16 protein-coding genes, 1 tRNA gene and 2 pseudogenes are annotated in these 16469 nt (G+C 57.7%); 13 read left to right on the top strand and 6 right to left on the bottom strand.

Going from position 1 to position 16469, the window contains the following annotated elements; all coding sequences use genetic code 11:
- Window positions 1–56 precede the first annotated feature (56 nt).
- Window positions 57–626 (bottom strand): helix-turn-helix domain-containing protein, encoded by a 570-nt coding sequence (locus tag ACT8X9_RS09560; protein WP_444268831.1) that lies wholly within the window; start codon window positions 624–626, stop codon window positions 57–59.
- A 13-nt stretch (window positions 627–639) separates the two neighbouring features.
- Window positions 640–893 (bottom strand): annotated as a pseudogene (locus ACT8X9_RS09555) (tyrosine-type recombinase/integrase); the annotation flags it as partial.
- Window positions 894–1019: 126 nt separating this feature from the next.
- On the opposite strand from ACT8X9_RS09555, the gene ACT8X9_RS09550 reads away from it, so the two are divergent.
- From ACT8X9_RS09550 to ACT8X9_RS09525, 6 genes are all read left to right on the top strand, one after another.
- Window positions 1020–2507, top strand: a complete 1488-nt coding sequence (locus tag ACT8X9_RS09550; protein WP_444268830.1) for a histidine kinase — start codon at window positions 1020–1022, stop codon at window positions 2505–2507.
- The gene (locus ACT8X9_RS09545) at window positions 2504–3295 is read left to right on the top strand and encodes a response regulator transcription factor (RefSeq protein ID WP_444268829.1); all 792 of its coding nucleotides are present in this window, start codon (window positions 2504–2506) and stop codon (window positions 3293–3295) included. Before ACT8X9_RS09550 ends, ACT8X9_RS09545 begins: the two co-directional genes overlap by 4 nt.
- 217 nt (window positions 3296–3512) lie before the next feature.
- Window positions 3513–4547, top strand: a complete 1035-nt coding sequence (locus ACT8X9_RS09540) for a TRAP transporter substrate-binding protein (RefSeq protein WP_207686185.1) — start codon at window positions 3513–3515, stop codon at window positions 4545–4547.
- Between the two features lie 11 nt (window positions 4548–4558).
- Window positions 4559–5113 (top strand): TRAP transporter small permease, encoded by a 555-nt coding sequence (locus ACT8X9_RS09535; RefSeq protein WP_444268828.1) that lies wholly within the window; start codon window positions 4559–4561, stop codon window positions 5111–5113.
- Between the two features lie 3 nt (window positions 5114–5116).
- Window positions 5117–6418, top strand: a complete 1302-nt coding sequence (locus tag ACT8X9_RS09530; protein WP_444268827.1) for a TRAP transporter large permease — start codon at window positions 5117–5119, stop codon at window positions 6416–6418.
- 143 nt (window positions 6419–6561) lie between these two features.
- Complete coding sequence (locus ACT8X9_RS09525; RefSeq protein ID WP_444268826.1) at window positions 6562–7548, top strand: TRAP transporter substrate-binding protein; 987 nt, start codon at window positions 6562–6564, stop codon at window positions 7546–7548.
- Window positions 7549–7730: 182 nt separating this feature from the next.
- Here the strand turns inward: ACT8X9_RS09525 and ACT8X9_RS09520 are convergent, their stop codons facing one another.
- A complete protein-coding gene (locus ACT8X9_RS09520) occupies window positions 7731–8432 on the bottom strand; it encodes a hypothetical protein (protein WP_444268825.1) in 702 nt (233 codons plus the stop codon).
- A 320-nt stretch (window positions 8433–8752) separates the two neighbouring features.
- On the opposite strand from ACT8X9_RS09520, the gene ACT8X9_RS09515 reads away from it, so the two are divergent.
- The 3 genes and pseudogenes from ACT8X9_RS09515 to ACT8X9_RS09505 form a co-directional block, all read left to right on the top strand.
- Window positions 8753–8995 carry a hypothetical protein gene (locus ACT8X9_RS09515; RefSeq protein ID WP_444268824.1) on the top strand — a complete coding sequence of 81 codons (243 nt, stop codon included), beginning with the start codon at window positions 8753–8755 and terminating at the stop codon, window positions 8993–8995.
- Window positions 8996–9223: 228 nt separating this feature from the next.
- Window positions 9224–9760 carry a phosphatase PAP2 family protein gene (locus tag ACT8X9_RS09510; RefSeq protein WP_444268823.1) on the top strand — a complete coding sequence of 179 codons (537 nt, stop codon included), beginning with the start codon at window positions 9224–9226 and terminating at the stop codon, window positions 9758–9760.
- A gap of 45 nt (window positions 9761–9805) precedes the next feature.
- Window positions 9806–9988, top strand: a pseudogene (locus tag ACT8X9_RS09505) (recombinase family protein); the annotation flags it as partial.
- 233 nt (window positions 9989–10221) lie between these two features.
- Here ACT8X9_RS09505 and ACT8X9_RS09500 read toward each other — a convergent pair.
- Both ACT8X9_RS09500 and ACT8X9_RS09495 read right to left on the bottom strand, forming a co-directional pair.
- A tRNA-Ala gene (locus ACT8X9_RS09500) sits at window positions 10222–10297 on the bottom strand.
- Window positions 10298–10368: 71 nt separating this feature from the next.
- Window positions 10369–11211: a DNA-3-methyladenine glycosylase family protein gene (locus tag ACT8X9_RS09495; RefSeq protein ID WP_444268822.1), complete on the bottom strand. Its 843-nt coding sequence runs from the start codon at window positions 11209–11211 to the stop codon at window positions 10369–10371.
- A 296-nt stretch (window positions 11212–11507) separates the two neighbouring features.
- Between ACT8X9_RS09495 and ACT8X9_RS09490 the strand changes: the two genes are divergently transcribed.
- The 3 genes from ACT8X9_RS09490 to citC are packed head-to-tail and all read left to right on the top strand — an operon-like array spanning window position 11508 to window position 14778.
- Complete coding sequence (locus tag ACT8X9_RS09490) at window positions 11508–12362, top strand: LysR family transcriptional regulator (RefSeq protein ID WP_444268821.1); 855 nt, start codon at window positions 11508–11510, stop codon at window positions 12360–12362.
- 12 nt (window positions 12363–12374) lie between these two features.
- Window positions 12375–13742, top strand: a complete 1368-nt coding sequence (gene citG, locus ACT8X9_RS09485; protein ID WP_444268820.1) for a triphosphoribosyl-dephospho-CoA synthase CitG — start codon at window positions 12375–12377, stop codon at window positions 13740–13742.
- Window positions 13735–14778 carry a [citrate (pro-3S)-lyase] ligase gene (gene citC, locus ACT8X9_RS09480; RefSeq protein ID WP_444268819.1) on the top strand — a complete coding sequence of 348 codons (1044 nt, stop codon included), beginning with the start codon at window positions 13735–13737 and terminating at the stop codon, window positions 14776–14778. Before citG ends, citC begins: the two co-directional genes overlap by 8 nt.
- Window positions 14779–14851: 73 nt before the next feature.
- Here the strand turns inward: citC and ACT8X9_RS09475 are convergent, their stop codons facing one another.
- Window positions 14852–15706 (bottom strand): hypothetical protein, encoded by an 855-nt coding sequence (locus ACT8X9_RS09475; protein ID WP_444268818.1) that lies wholly within the window; start codon window positions 15704–15706, stop codon window positions 14852–14854.
- 144 nt (window positions 15707–15850) lie between these two features.
- Here ACT8X9_RS09475 and ACT8X9_RS09470 point away from each other — a divergent pair, with 144 nt between their 5' ends.
- Window positions 15851–16360, top strand: coding sequence for an AAA family ATPase (locus ACT8X9_RS09470; RefSeq protein WP_444268817.1), 510 nt, complete (start codon window positions 15851–15853; stop codon window positions 16358–16360).
- Window positions 16361–16469 lie beyond the last annotated feature (109 nt).

Here is a 16469-nt window from a genome sequence, read left to right as displayed (position 1 = left end):
TCTCGTGGGCTCGGAGATGTGTATAAGAGATTGATGTAATATAATGGCTGTATAATTTAGCTATCCAAAAGATAGTCGATGAGATATTCTTTCGGAATCATGAAAGATCGTCCGACTTTCAGGCAGCGAATTCTATGTTGATGGATTCTTCTGATGATGGCAGTCTGGCTTTTGAAACCGAGTAAAGTTGTTGCTTCTTCGACAGACAGCACATCAGGATAGTTCACAAATAATTTTTTATAATACTCTTTTGCTTGATTTTGATTCATTATCCTTGACTTTCCTTTCGTTTTGTGCCTAAGCAGAGGAGCGTTTTGCCCTGCATCCCTCCTGAACATCCCTCCAATTTCCTTTTGGGCGGTCCAAACCGAAAAAACAGAGTAGGGGGAAAACGCATCGAAAAATCGTGGATATTCCAAATTATTGTTCGTTGAGGCGTGAATTTTGCCTTTGCACAGTGGGAACCAGATATCACTAGATATCACTGGATGACACCAGATGGAAGATGAGGGCAAAAACTCAAAATCCCTTGTGCTAATAACACGTGTGGGTTCGACCCCCACCACCGGCATAGCAAGCAGCTCGAAATCGAAAGGTTTTGGGCTGCTTTTCTTTTTATCCCCCACATCCGGCTCATTTTCACACTATTGTCTCCTCCGGGAAGATCCTGACGATGGCATTGGCAGAAGATACCTTGCTGGAGAAATCCAGATGTGTATAAATGTTGCTTGTTGTGCTGATGTCACTGTGACCCAGCCACTCCTGAATTTCCTTCAGGCTCACACCATTGGCGTAGAGCAGGCTGGCGCAGCTATGGCGAAGGTCGTGGAAGCGGATACGCTAAAATCTGGGAAATGCTGACTCAGAAAGTCGGGCCGAATCCGCTTTCCCACTGGCACATTGCCTGCAAGCACCGGCTCCCTTGCGAAAACCGGTGCTTTTTTGCAGTTGCACTTTTCCCGGAAGATTATTATACTTATAAAAAAGGCCGGGTGCTGCAAGGACAGGAGGGAAAGCATATGGCACGGAACAAAACCGCGCAGGGTGGTATATCCCTGCGCCGCAAGGTCACGGCATGGCTTGCCGCGATTTTGCTGGTCACTATGCTTTCCACTGGTATTGCTACCATGGCAGGTCAGTGGACGGTACGCTCCTTTGATACGCTGCTGGCCGACAACGCCGTCTGCTACACGGTGCAGAACGCCCTCAAGGACGAAGCACAGGCCTTTGCACGCTATGTGCGTCAGCCTACTTCTGAAACGGAGCAGGCCTATGCCGCTGCCTGCGCTGCTGCCGAGCAGAGCCTTGCGGCCCTGCCCTTCGATTACGCCCGCATCGGTGAAGAACGCTATGCCCGTACATGGAACCTTTTGCAAGGGTATGCGGGCTATCGGCAGGAGCGGAATGCCTTTTTGCAGCTTTCCCCCTCGGCAGATACCTATATTGAACAGATGTACCATGTGATGGCGCTGCAAGACTACCTTGCCGAGTATGCGCTGCGGCTGACGCAGGCCACGCTGGAGCAGGAAAACACCCTTTACAGCAGCACAGCGACCCGCATCCGGCATCTGCCGTGGCTGTATCTGGGGCTGTTCCTGACGGCAGCCGCGCTGATGCTGCTGCTCATCCGGGGGCTGAGCCGCGCGGTGGTGCGTCCGCTGCTGCGGTTGGCACAGGCCTCCCGCAGCATTGCCGAGGGGGATTTTTCCAGCCCGGATCTTCCGGTAAAAAGCAACGACGAAGTGGGGCGGCTGACGGGAACCTTTAACCAGATGAAGCACGCCATGGCGCAGCAATTGACCACGCAGCAGGCCTTGCACCGGGAAGAGGTGCGGAACCTTGCACTGGAAAAAGATCTGGAGCACACCCGGCTGGAGGTGCTTAAAAGTCAGGTGAATCCGCATTTTCTGTTCAACACCCTGAACATGATCTCCTGCATGGCGCGGCTGGAGGATGCTTCCACCACCGACCAGATGATCGTGCATCTGGGCAATTTGTTCCGGCACAATCTGCGCACTAAGCGCCAGCAGATCACGCTGGAAGAGGAACTGGACGGGCTGGAGGATTACATTTATTTGCAGCAGATGCGGTTTGATGGACGCATTACCGTAGAAAAAAGCATCCGGGTGCAGCCTGCGGCGGTTTTGGTGCCGTCCTTTATGCTGCAGCCGGTGGTGGAAAACGCTTACTCGCACGGGCTCAAGTCCCGCGAGGAAGGCGGACGCATCCTGCTGCGGGCATGGATGCAGGGCAAGGTGCTGGTGCTCACGGTCGCGGACAACGGCAATGGGATGACCGCAGAGGAACTGGACGCCGTGCAAACCAAAATTGCCCAGAGCGAGCAGACCGGCCGCAGCATTGGCCTAGGCAATATTTCCCGCCGCATCGGGATGCTGTATCCGGGCGGAAAAATGCAGGTATACAGCCGCGCAGGTCACGGTACTGTGGTGCGGTTTGAGCTCCCGCAGACGCAGCAGCCGGAAGAAAAGGAGGAGACGCTCTCGTGAAGTGCAAATTGCTGGTGGCAGAGGATGAATTGATCGAGCGCAAGGTGCTGTGCCGGACCTTGCAGAAGTATCTGGGAGATCTGATAAGCCTGTATGAAGCCAAAAACGGCAGAGAGGCTCTGGAAATTTTTGCCCGCGAAGCGCCGCAGGTGGCTGTGCTGGACATTGAAATGCCGGGTCTCACCGGGCTGGAGGTGGCGCGCAAGATCCGAGAAACAGACAGAAATTGCGCCATCCTGTTCCTGACCGGCTTTGATAAGTTCGACTATGCACGGCAGGCGATCTCTGTACGGGCGATGGACTATCTGCTCAAGCCTTACAACGAGCAGGAACTGGTATTCGCGGTGGAGGATGCCATCCGGCAGGTATCGGTGCCGCTGCCTGCCCGCCCGGCACAGCCCCCTGCGCCTGAACAGCCTGTCCGCCGGGAAGAGGACGAGGATATGCGTACCGCCATCATCCGTGCCGAGATCAGCCGCTTCATCGACGCCCACTATCGGGAGGATATCTCCATGCAGGATGCCGCCGCTGCGCTGCGCTACTCGGACGCCTACTTCTGCAAGCTGTTCAAGCAGTGCTTTAAGGTGAACTTTTCGGCCTACCTGAACGAATACCGGGTGAACAAGGCGCGCCAGCTGATTTTGGACCCGCGCCTGAGCCTGAAGGATATCGGCGCTGCTGTGGGTTACAGCGACGCCAACTATTTTACAAGGGTGTTCAAGCGCCTGACCGGCCAGACCCCTTCGGAATACCGCGTAGCCGCAGCGAAAAAAGCGGCACAAGGATAAATCGGATCCAAAAGAAGCTCTCGTTCTTTCCTGCCTGTGAACAGGAGAGGGACGGGTGCTTTTTTGTTTTTTGCCAGTTTTTTTCATCCAAAAAATACAAAAATTGTACTTGGATACAACAAAGACAAAATCGTACTGCGTTTCACAAAATAATCCGGTTTCGCAAAAATGAACGAGTTGTTAAAATATAATCATAGAAAGAACGCGAAAAGAGAGGATGCCATTCATGAAGAGAAGAACGTTTCTGTCGCTGATGGGCGCAGCGGCACTGACCAGCAGCATGATGCTTACCGGCTGCGGTGCCGGCTCCGGTGACGACCGCAAGATCGTGCGCATCGGCCATGTGCAGTCCCAGACCCACCCGGATCATCTGGGACTGGAAGCCTTTGCCAACTACATCAACGAGAAGTTGGGCGACAAGTACCGTGTGGAGGTGTACCCCAGCGAGTTGCTTGGCTCCCAGACCGAAATGGTGCAGCTGACCCAGACCGGTGCCATCGACTTTGTGGTGGCGTCCACTGCCATCATGGAGACCTTCAGCGCCAAATACCAAATCTTCAACCTGCCTTACCTGTTCTCCAGCGTAGAAGCCTACCACGAGGCAATGGACGACCCCGAGGTGACGGACCCCATTTTCAAGACCACTTCCAAGGCCGGTCTGGAAACAGTGGCATGGCTGGATGCCGGCACCCGCAACTTCTACACCATCAAGACCCCCATCAACCAGCCCTCCGACCTGAAGGGTCTGAAGATCCGCGTACAGCAGTCGCCCACCAATGTGGAAATGATGCGTCTGCTGGGCGGCACCGCTACGCCCATGGGCTTCGGCGATGTGTACACCGCACTGCAGGCCGGTATTCTGGATGGTGCCGAGAACAACGAGCTGGCTCTGACCGATAACGGTCACGGCGATATCTGCAAGTATTACTCCTACGATATGCACCAGATGGTGCCGGATCTGCTGGTGGCAAACTACGCCTTCCTGAACGAGCTCAGCGACGAGGAGCGCGCGATCTTTGAAGAGGGCTTCCAGATCGTGAAGAGCACCGAGCAGGACGCCTGGGAGGATGCTGTGGCTGAGGCGAAAGATAAGGCCGAGAATGAGCAGCACGTCAACTTTATTTACCCGGACACTGCACCGTTTCAGGAGGCTATGGCCCCCCTGCACGATTCCGTGCTGGCAGCAAACCCGGAGTTGCAGCCCATTTATGACCTGATCCAGCAGCACAACGCTGCCCATACTGCGGACTGAGGAGGAGCATCATGGAAAAACTGAGAAATACTCTGAACAAGATGCTCAACCTGCTGGCAGGTCTGAGCATGACGGTCATGGTGGTGCTGACCACCTATCAGGTCATCGTACGTTATATCTTCAACTCTCCCTCCACATGGTCGGAGGAACTGGTGGGTTATCTGTTCGGCTGGAGCACCATGCTGGGTGCCACCATCGTCTCCGGCGAGCGCGGCCACATGAACATTCCCGTGCTGGTGGACCGGTTCAACCCCACCATGCGCAAGGCGTTCCACATCTTTGCTGAGGTCATCGCCTTCATCTTCTCTGCGACCATTCTGGTGTTCGGCGGTTTTCAGGTGTCCCAGCTGGCTATGGGACAGCAGACCTCCTCGCTGGGCGTTGCCGTGGGCGTGTTCTACTGGGTCATGCCCATCTGCGGCGTGATCATTCTGGTGTATTCCGCGCTGAACATTATCGGCATTGCAAACGGCTCCATCTGTCTGGATACCCCGGAGGATGCAGACTTTGCAAAAGTGGAAGCCGAAATGGCTGCCGATGCCGACAAGGAAAACAAGGAGGACTAAGCTGTGGCAATTCAAGCGTTACTCGTAATTCTGGCAGTGCTGCTGGTGCTGCTGTTCCTCGGCGTGCCCATCTCGTACGCCATTGCAGTCTCTTCTCTGGCTGCCATCCTTTCTTCCATCGACCTGAACGTGGCCGTGCTGACCGCTGCCCAGCGCACCTTTGTGGGCATGAGCAAGTTCAGCCTGACCGCCATCCCGTTCTTTATTCTGGCCGGCAACATCATGAATCAGGGCGGCATCGCCAAGCGTCTGGTGGATTTCGTCATGGCCATTCTGGGCAAGATGCCCGGCGCACTGCTGGTGACCAACATCGGCACCAACGCCCTGTTCGGTGCCATCTCCGGCTCTGCATCTGCTGCGGCTGCTGCTGTTGGCTCCATGATCCGCGACGGTGCCGACGAGCAGGGCTACGACCCCGCCGTGACCGCTGCCACCAACGCCGCTTCCTCCTGCTCCGGCCTGCTGATCCCGCCGTCCAACGCCTTGATCACCTACTCGCTGGCGTCCGGCGGCACCTCTGTGGCTGCGCTGTTCATGGCTGGTTACATCCCCGGCATCATCTGGGCGCTGTGCTGCTGCGTGGTGGGCGTGCTGCTGGCGATCAAGCTGGGCTATAAAGGCACCCCCGGCAAGTTTGACTGGAAAAATCTCGGCATCTGCACCCTGCGCGCCCTGCCTTCCCTGTCCCTGATCATCGTGGTCATCGGCGGTATCATCGGCGGTGTGTTCTCTGCCACCGAAGGCTCTGCCATTGCCGTTGTCTATGCGCTGATCCTTGCTTTCTGCTACCGCTCCATCAACCTGAAGAGCCTGTGGAAGATCATCGTGGACTCTGCCAAGATGTCCGGCATGGTGGTGTTCCTTGTAGGCGTTTCCAACATTCTGGGCTGGGTCATGGCCTTTTTGCAGATCCCGGATGCGGTTGCAGCAGCCCTGCTGAGCCTGACCGGCAATAAGTACATCATCCTGCTCATCATGAACGTGATCCTGCTGGTGTCCGGCACCTTTATGGATGTGACCCCGGCCATCCTCATCTTCACCCCGCTGTTCCTTCCCATCTGCCAGAGCTTTGGCATGAGCACCATCCAATTCGGTCTGATCCTCGTGTATAACCTGTGCATCGGCAACATCACCCCGCCTGTGGGCAACGCCCTGTTCGTGGGCATCAAGGTGGGCCGCACCTCGCTTTCCAAGGTCATGCCGTACATGCTTATGTACTATGTGGCCATCATCGGCGGCCTGCTGCTGGTCACCTTTATCCCGGCAGTGTCTACCGCACTGCCGCAGGCAATGGGCCTGATGTAACTGAGACATTCCCTTCTTATTCTTATTATTCTTCTCCTTCTTATAAAAGGCGGTGCCTGCTTTGCGGCGGGCACCGCCTTTTCCTGTCTCTTGCGCAAAGGCAGTCTTATGCGCTATACTATCTGCAAAGGGAGGGAGACACCATGCGCAGACGGACTTTTTTAGCCGGGCTGGGCTTTGCAGCCTTGCAGCTGGCAGGCTGTGCCGCAAAGCTGCAGACCACACCGGACTATGTGCTGACCTATGCCGACAACCAGCCCGCCGGGTATCCCACTACGCAGGGCGCGCAGTATTTTGCAGACCTTGTGCAGCAGCAGACCGGGGGCAAGGTGGTCATTCAGGTCAAAGCGAACGGCGAGTACGGCTCAGAGCAGCAGGTGTGGGAGCAGCTTGCCATTGGCGGCGTAGATTTTGCGCGTGTGTCGCTCTCGGTGGCCACGAACGATCTGCCCCGGCTCAACGTGCTGCTGCTGCCGTATCTCTACCGGGATGCCGACCACATGTGGCGTGTGCTGGATGGCAGCATCGGGGCAGAGTTTTTGCAGGACTTTACCGCACAGGGACGGGTAGGCCTGAGCTGGTACGACGCGGGTGCCCGCTCGTTTTATGCCCGTCAGCCGGTGCGCAGCCTGAACGATTTACAGGGCAAGACCATCCGCGTGCAGGATTCGCAGATCGTGATCGACATGATCCGCCTGCTGGGTGCAGTGCCGGAGACCACGGCGTACAGCGATGTGTACTCAGCGCTTGAGACCGGGCAGATCGACGCCGCCGAAAACAACTGGCCGGCCTACTATTCCATGGAGCACTACAAGGTGGCACGGTACTACATGGCCGATGAGCACAGCCGCGTACCGGAGGTGCAGCTGGCTTCCGGCCGCACATGGGATGCACTGCCGGAGGAATACCGGCAGATCCTGCAGGCATGCGCCCGGGCATCGGCGCAGTACGAGCGCCAACTCTGGGCACAGGAGGAAACCGCTGCCCGAAAAGCGGCATTGGCTGGCGGGTGCCGGGAACTGCCGCTGCCCGAAGAAGAAATGCAGAACTTCCGGCAACTGGTGCAGCCGCTATACCGGAAATACTGTGCCGACTATCTGCCGCTGGTGGAAGAGATACAGGCAGAGTGACAACAAATAAAAAGCTCGCAGCTTTGAGGTTATGCTGCGGAGCACTTTTCCTCCACGCCCACTCCGTGGAACAGCAAACAAGCCAGACCTGCCGGTCTGGCTTGTTTGCAATATCAAAATAAATGTTTCTGCTGAATATACCCAAGGTGCAGCGGAGGACCTTCTGAATCAAAAACTCTCCCTTAGCTCACATATCTATCGGTCGCGCTGATGATGTTGGCATTGCCTTCCAGACTTTCATACACGTTCACGACGACATAGTGCATCTCAGCACCCGGATAAACCGTGGTTGCTTCGCATAGGATGCGGTAGTTCGTGCCTGCCACGGTCTGGGTGCTCAGCAAGGTCACTGGCACATAATCCACACCTACAAGGCCCTCGGTGGCCTTGTTGAACGCCGCCGTGGCTTCCTCCGTCATGGCGGGGGACTCGGCTTCCTGCCAAGCGCCCACAGCGCCTTCTTCATAGTCCAGATTTGTCAGGCACAGTGGATCGCCGATGTCAAGAATTTCTGCTTTGCTCAGCCAGCTGTGCTGCAGCGTGACCACCACATACTCTTCCTGTGCGCCCGGTACGACGACAGTCGCCTTGCACAGAATGCGGTACTGGGTACCGAAGCCGGTGGTGCGGCTTGCCAGCAGGGCTACAGGTGTATAGGAAACGCCCTCCAGACCATCAAAGGCCTTATCGAACACTTTGCGGACTTTCTCGGTCAGTGCTGGGTCGGAAGCACGCTTCCAACTGCTGGAAATACAGTTTTCCTCAGCCACAGCAGAAACTGGTTCCACCGTCTCTGCCGAAAGTGCGTATGCCTGTACCGCACCGCCTGCCAGCAGGGAAAGGGCTATCACAGCCGTCATGCAAACAGAAAGCGTCTTTTTCATAATAATTATCCCCTCTTCTTATTGTGTGTCGCTGCCGGGGTGTGCACCCGGTTTTCGTCGCTACATTCTGGATACGAATGAGCCGCCCTCGGAATTGCACGGGTTTGAAATATTTTCCAAAAAAGAAAAAAGCCTGTGTGCACAGTCCTGAATGGCAGGCTCTGCATCCCTCCTAAATATCCCTCCAATTTTCTTTTTTGCCTTCCAAATCGAAAAATCGGAGCTGAGGGGAAACGTAACGAAAATTCGTAGATTTATCAAAAATTCATTCGATGTGCTGCTGCTTTTTTGCTTTAAAGTCGGGCACCGGATGACACCAAATGGAAAACCCTCCCGAAAACTCAAGATCCCTTGTGCTAATAACACGTGTGGGTTCGACCCCCACCACCGGCATGGAGAAACGGGTCAGGAAGCATCGCTTTCTGGCCCGTTTGTTTTTACTGGAAGCAAAGCTCCTCCGCCGTGCTTTTGGCCATGTGAAATGGGGTTCTTATCAAGAGAGCTTTCCGGCAGGAAAAGCCATTTTATCGCAAGGCAAGAGTTATAGCAGTTTGCGTTTTTAATGCACAAACAACATCCGCAAACTGCATATCGCAAAGATGCCGTTTTGATAGGCACTATTTTTGAAAATTGCGATAGTGCAGCAGGAAAACAGCATATTTGTGATATGCGATTCAACGCTGGTGCATAAAAAGTTGAATTGCGATAATGACTGTTTAAGACTTGGTCGATTTTTGTTCACAAACTTCTGGTATCCTGTAGGCAGAACGAAACGAGAAAGAGGAAACTTCATGAACGCCGAACTCACTTTCCTGAACGCTCTGCAAGCCCTGCGCACACCTGCGCTGGACGGAGTCATGCGCTTTTTCACCCATCTGGGCGACTCCGGTTTTGTCTGGCTGGCGCTGACCGCTCTGCTGTTGGCCTTCCGCCGGACGCGGCGGGCGGGCTGGGTGCTGGCGGCGGCATTGCTCTTCGACGCCGTCCTCTGCAATATCCTTCTCAAGCCGATGGCAGGCCGTATCCGCCCCTGCGACGTCCTCACGGAGGTGGAGCTTCTTATCCCCCGCCCGGAGGATTTCTCCTTCCCCTCGGGGCACACGGCGGCATCCTTCGCGTCGGTGACGGCCCTCTGGCTGGCGGGGAAAAAGCGGTGGGCAATGGCAGCGCTGCCGCTGGCAGTGCTGATCGCGTTCTCCCGGATGTACCTCTGCGTCCACTTTCCGACGGATATTCTGGGCGGCGCGGTGCTGGGCACTGCCTGCGGCTGGCTGGGCGCGTGGGCCATCAAAAAGCTGGAAGAAAATAAAATGGTGCGCCCCCGCTGAGCGCACCGTAGATGGAAGAGGAGCAGTTCAGCTCCTGAGCCTGACAAAGATTATGCCCGAAAAGGCAAGTTTGACATTCTGCTGGTGTTCATGTTCGACCGAACCGGACGCATCGCAGATGAAACGCCGTTTGTTGTAGAATGGTTTGTGCGAAACGGCATCCGGGTGTGGAGTACCCAAGAGGGTGAGCAGCGATTCGACAACCACACTGACAAATCAGCTCAATATTACGTTCAACTTCGACCTTACGCTATACATTGAGGGGGATGATGCAGCTGTCTGCTGAACAGACGGGCGGCAAATATTCCTTTTTGAAAATGATGTAAAGTCAAAAATTGGGGGTTGTATAGGAACTGCCTGCAAAAGCCTGAAAATGGTGCAGGCGAAGCAATGCAGCCCCCAAAAAACCAGTTTCAGTAAAAAGAAAAGCACTGTACTTCCTGCGAAGTACAGTGCTTTTTTGGTGGAGAATAGCGGGATCGAACCGCTGACCTCTTGCATGCCATGCAAGCGCTCTCCCAGCTGAGCTAATCCCCCAGAGCTGGTGTGTCGTCCCTGACGACGTTGATTATTATACCAGCCCGAGACCCGGTTGTCAACAGTTTTTTTCATTTTTTCTGCGTGGAAATGCTGCGCTTATAGTAGAACAGATACTGCTGCACGATGCCGGCCTGCTGGCCGTAGGCGGGGAAGGGGTCGCGCCCACCAAATTCTTCGTCGATGAGACGCTGGATCCACACGTCGATGGGGGCCATCGCGGTGCGGCCATAGCCGAAGAGGCAGACACAGTTGGCGACTTTTTTGCCGACGCCGTCCAGCGTGAGCAGGCGGGAAAAGAGGGCGTTGTCGGGGAGAACGGCCAGCGCATCGAGGTCGAGGGTGTGGGCGGCGGCCTGCGCGGCGGCGTGCTGGATGTAGCGGGTGCGGTAGCCCAGCCCGCAGCCCGTCAGCTGCGCTTCTGTGAGGCCGCAGAGCTGCTCCGGGGTGGGGAAGAGGAAAATCTCATCGCCCTCCGCACAGAGCGGCTCGCCGCAGCACCGGGCCAGCTGCTCTACGGCGGTGCGGATGGCCGGAATGCTCTTGCGCTGGGAGATGATGAAGGTGACGAGCATCTCCCACGGGTCCTGACGCAGCACCCGGATGCCCTGCCCGAAGGCCAGCGCTGCGTCGAGATAGGCGCTCTGGCCCGCCAGACTCTGCCGCAGGGCGGCGTAGCTGCGGCCCAGATCGAAATATCCGGCCCAGACATCCCAGTCCGCGCCGTACCATGCGGCGTCGTACTGCCCACAGCCCAGCGGGGTCAGATAGAGCAGCGCTTTGCCGGAAACAAAGCGGCAGCGCCCGTCGGCCAGCTTTCGTGGGCGGAAGCACTGGCCGCTTTCGAGGATCTTGTCGAGGTCGAAGTCATCTTGGATGGTGACGCGCTGATGGGTGAGTGGAACGGTGCGCATGAGAGGACTCCTTTCGGAAGAAGGTCGTGTTCGTCTGGGCTTATTGTAGCACAGAAGCAGGCCGTTTTCCACAAGGAGGACGTGCCGAAGGGCATATTCCGGAAAAGAAGAGATGCTGGACGCAATAATATTCCATTTAGGAATGGACTTTCCGGAAAATCAAGGCGAATATCCCCCTTTTCATTTGGGAAAATCTGTTGTATTATGAATAACAGATATGGAATAGGACGAAAATGCGCCGGGACAGAGCGCGAACAGGAATGATAAGAAAAGTTAAGGCATGAGGGGAGAGCCACATGGACGAAAAAGATTACGAGCTGCTGCACGCACTGGACGAGACCCGCAACATCACCCATGCAGCGGATAAGCTGTATATGACCCAGTCGGCGCTGTCCAAGCGTATCAAGGCACTGGAGCAGGAGCTTGGGGTGGAGATCGTGCTGCGCTCGCGGCAGGGCATCCGCTTCACACCGGCGGGGGAGCAGGTGCTGCTCCACAGCGCCGCCGCTGCCCGGGAAATGGAGAAGATGCGCCGCCAGCTGGCCTCGATCCAGGGCGAGGCCTGCGGCACCCTGCGGGCGGGCATCTCGGTGAACTTCTCCTATTACCGCCTGCCCGAGGTGCTGACAGAGTACCACAGGGCCTACCCGAAAGTCCGTCTCGACATCGCCACCGGCCACAGCCGGAACATCTACCAGCAGATGCTGGACTCATCGCTGGACGTTGCGGTGCTGCGCGGCGAGTACCCGTGGGACGGCACCCAGTTCCTGCTCTCGCAGGAAAATATCTGCCTCATTTGCAGTGAGGAGAACAAGGAACGCCCCATCTCCGACTACCTCTATATCGACCACAGCAGTGACGCTACCATCGGCGCCCAGATGGCCCGCTGGCGCTACGAGAACGGTGTGACCAACGACGCAGGCAACTTTGTGGTGGACAACATCATGGTCTGCCGCGAGATGGTGGAGCGGGGTCTCGGCTGGGCGCTGATGCCGGAAGTGGCGCTGGATGGCTTCAAGGGAAGCGTCAAGCCCTGCACCTTCGAGAATGGCGAGCCGTTCGTCCGACGCACCTATATTTTCTGCCAGAGGGACGCTGCAGCCCTGCCGCAGGTGCAGCTTTTTATGGATATGCTCAAGAAGCATCGTTGAGAGGAGAAGAAAATGGAGACAACTGTTTCGCTGGTCCAGATGCTGGATGCGCGGGAGCGCCGGGTGCAGCACCAGCAGGCATTGCTGGCCCAGTACCACAAGCCCCTCATCTGCTTTACCATGAACATCTGCGGCCCGGTGAAGGATTCACCCCTCATCCGGCGGGGCTTTGCGCGGGGGCGTCAGCTGCTGCGTCAGCAGTTCCTGCGGGCGAAGCTGGTGTCACTGCGGGAGGACGCCATCCGGGAGGACACGGGCTGCGAGGCGTTCTATGTGCTGGACGCCGACCCGCTGACCATCAAAAAGTTCACCACCGACATCGAGGACGCCACACCGCTGGGGCGGCTCTTTGATATGGACGTCATCCGCCCGGACGGGCGGAAGGTGGACCGGGAGGAGCTGCATCTTGAGGGGCGCCGCTGCCTGATCTGCGGCGGGCCAGCCAAGGTGTGCAGCAGCCGCCGCGTCCACACCGTGGCAGAATTGCAGGAGAAAACCACCGAGATCCTGACCGACGCCCGGGATGCGCAGGACATCGCCGACGCGGCCCGTCTGTCTGTCCGCGCTCTGCTATATGAGGTGACGACCACCCCGAAGCCCGGCCTTGTAGACCGGCGGAACAGCGGCAGCCACAAGGATATGGACGTCTTTACCTTCATGGACAGCGCCGCCGCCCTCTACCCCTATTTTGAAGCCTGTGCCCGGATGGGCCGCGGCACGGCAGAGCGGCCCGCCTCCGAGACCTTCGAGGCCCTGCGGCCTCTGGGCTGTGAAGCAGAGGGGGAGATGCTGGAGGCCACCGGCGGCGTCAACACCCACAAGGGCGCTGTCTTTTCAGTGGGCATCGTCTGTGCGGCTCTGGGCCGTCTCGACCGTGCGCTCTGGGCCGATGCAGCCCGGGTGCTGGCCGAGGTGTCCGCCATGACGGCGGGCCTTACCGAAAAGGACTTTGCGGACGTCACGACGGAAAATGCCGCCACCACAGGCCAGAAACTCTATGCCGAATACGGCATCACCGGCGTGCGGGGGCAGGTGGAGGCCGGGCTTCCTGCCGTGCTGAACATCGGCCTGCCGACGCTGGAAGCCGGACTCGCCAAGGGCTATGACTTCGACCGGGCAGGCGGCGGGGCGCTGCTGGCGATTCTGGCCGGCAGCACCGACACCAACATCATCGCCCGTTCGAGCCGGGCGCGTCAACTGGCCCTCGCCGAGGAGCTGAAGGCCCTTCTGGCCGAGACGCCCTACCCGGACAGGGACGCGCTGGCGGCGCTGGATGACCGCTTCATCGCGGAGAATCTTTCGCCCGGCGGCAGTGCCGACCTGCTGGCGCTGACCTATCTGCTCCATTTTATCACGACGGAGGGGAATAACGATGAGTGAATATACCATTTCGCAGGTCTGCCCGACCGATCGGACCGTTCTGGCCCAGATCGATGCATTGCTGCAGCAGGAGGGCATCCGCCGCGACGGCAATCTGGACTACATCTGCGCCATGTTCGACGAGGGGTACAATGTCATCGGCACCGGCAGCTGCTTCGGCAACACCCTGCGGTGCTTTGCGGTCAGCAGCGCCCATCAGGGCGAGGGCCTGCTGAACCAGATCATCACCCACCTCATCGAGGTGCAGTGTGCGCGGGGAAATCTGCACCTGTTTTTATACACCAAGGTGAAAAGCGCAAGATTCTTCGGCGACCTCGGCTTCTATGAGATCGCCCGGGTGGAGGATACCCTCGTCTTTATGGAGAACCGCAGGGACGGCTTCGGGGCCTATCTGCGCGCACTCGAAAAGACAAAGACCGGGGGAAAGAGCGCGGCCCTCGTCATGAATGCCAACCCCTTCACCCTCGGCCACCAGTACCTCGTGGAAAAAGCTGCGGCTGCCTGCGATACCCTCCACCTCTTCGTGGTCAGCGAGGATGCCAGCCTCGTGCCCTTTGCGGTGCGCAAAAGGCTGGTGGAGGCGGGGGTGGCCCATCTGCCCAACGTCGTACTCCACGACAGCGGCCCTTATATCATCTCCAACGCCACCTTCCCCAGCTATTTCCTGAAGGACGAAGCCGCTGTTATCGACGGCCACGCCCGGCTGGATCTGGCGGTGTTCACGAAAATTGCGGCGGCCCTGAATATCACCGCCCGCTATGTGGGCGAAGAGCCGACCAGTCAGGTGACGGGCCTTTACAATAAGATCATGTGTGAGCAGCTGCCCAAGGCGGGCATCGAATGCATCGTCGTGCCCCGCAAGGAGGCAGACGGCAAAGCCATCAGCGCCTCCACGGTCCGCCAGTGCCTGCAGTCCGGCGATTGGGAAACGCTGAAGACCCTGCTGCCCCAGACCAGCCTCGACTACTTCCGCAGCCCGGAAGCCGGGCCGGTGCTGGCCCGCATCCGCAGCGCGGGCAATGTCGTCCATTACTGAGAAGAGATTCTCTCCTCTTTATAGACCCATCAAAAAAAAGCAGACGCGGAAGTGCGTCTGCTTTTTTGATGGGTCAGTTTGTGGTCTGGGTGGCCGACTGGATCATCTTCCAGATGGCTTCAAGGCTCTGGCGGATCTGGGCCAGTGTGGCGATGTCGCCGTCGTTCATCCGGGAGGCCGGGGGAGAGAGAACAGTCTTAGCGGCGGTAACAGTGCCGGTGAGCTGGATGTGGACGTTGTGCTCCGGGATGGTCAGCAGGATGTGGACAGGGGTGGTGTCTGAGAAGAGGCTGTCCATCGGGAAGCCCAGCACGAGGGTCGTGCCATCGGCTGCGGCGGGGAACTGATAATAACGGTAGCCGTCCCGTGCGCCGGAGGGGGAAGTCTTTTTCAGCCCCTTGAGGGAGAGGGTGAAGCCGGAAAGCTCCTGCAGCTCGACGGTGTTGGTCTCGACGCCCAGCACAGCGGCGGCCTGCGTCTGGGAGATGTAGTCGCCCAGACTCCAATCCGGCAGCAGAACGCCTGCGATGGAGAGCTTATCTGTGACCGACTGGCGCAGGACGGTGTAGAGCTGGCCGACGTCGAAGAGGGTCTCTTCTGCGTCGATGTACACCCGGGTGAAGGGAGACGCCTTGACCGAGCCGTCCGCGTTGAGCTGGTAGAAGGACAGCTGCAGCCTGCCGGGGGCATACTGGCCGCTGACGCTGCCGCTGGAGGCGTTCACCCGGTTCAGGATGCTCAGCAGCGGGGGCGTCTGGGGGCTGTTGGGGGTGATTTCGTAGCGGAGCGTGAAAGATGCGCCGCTTTGCAGGGTGGTGACTTTGCTGTGGAGCTTTGCGAAGACCACGCCCACGGCGACAGCCGCGGCGAGCAGCACGGCCAGTAAGACGATAAGCAGAGGATTGACAGGTTTTTTGGGAGATGCCATCTGCAAGACCTCCTATCATGGTTTCTGTGATTATAGCATACGGGCCGGGCGGCGAAATGTCAAGCCGGAACTTGACGCCGCAGGGCAGCGGGCGTATACTGGCTGATACGTCTATTTATTTATATAAGGAAAAAGGAGGCAGATATGAAGATTGCAATTCTGGGGACCAGCGGCAGCGGGAAATCCACGCTGGCAAAGCGTCTGGGCGAAACATACGGCCTGCCGGTGCTCCACATGGACACCGTACATTTTTTGCCCGGCTGGGTGGAGCAGCCCTTTGAGGAAGAAGAGACTATCATCCGCCGCTTCCTCGACGAGAATGCAGGGGGCTGGGTCATCGACGGCAACTACACCAAGACCTGTTACGCCCGGCGGCTGGAAGAAGCAGATAAAATCATTGTGCTCTGGTTTTCGCCGCTGGTCTGCCTCTGGCGGGCGGTACGGCGCTGGCAGCAGAACAAAGGCCGTGTGAGGGAGTCGTCTGCGCCCGGGTGCGAAGAAAAAATCGACGCGGAGTTTGTCCGCTGGATCCTCCACGATGGACGTACCGCCAAAAAGCGGGCGGAGATGGAGAGGATCGGGGAAGAGTATCCTGAAAAGTATGTGATGATACGAAACCAGCGGGAGCTGGATGGGTTCTTGAGGGGGATTTGAATGGTGCTTCGCGCGCTGGTGGCGCGGGGTTAGAGCGCGGTTACGCGGGGTTAAGTTCTCTTTTGCGTGCCAAAAGAGAACCAGAAAAGCACCAGCGATTTCGACGCGC

Source organism: Faecalibacterium sp., assembly GCF_052358865.1.
In the GTDB taxonomy this organism is placed as follows: Bacteria; Bacillota; Clostridia; order Oscillospirales; family Ruminococcaceae; genus Faecalibacterium; species Faecalibacterium butyricigenerans.
This window is presented reverse-complemented; position numbering and strand designations above follow the sequence as displayed.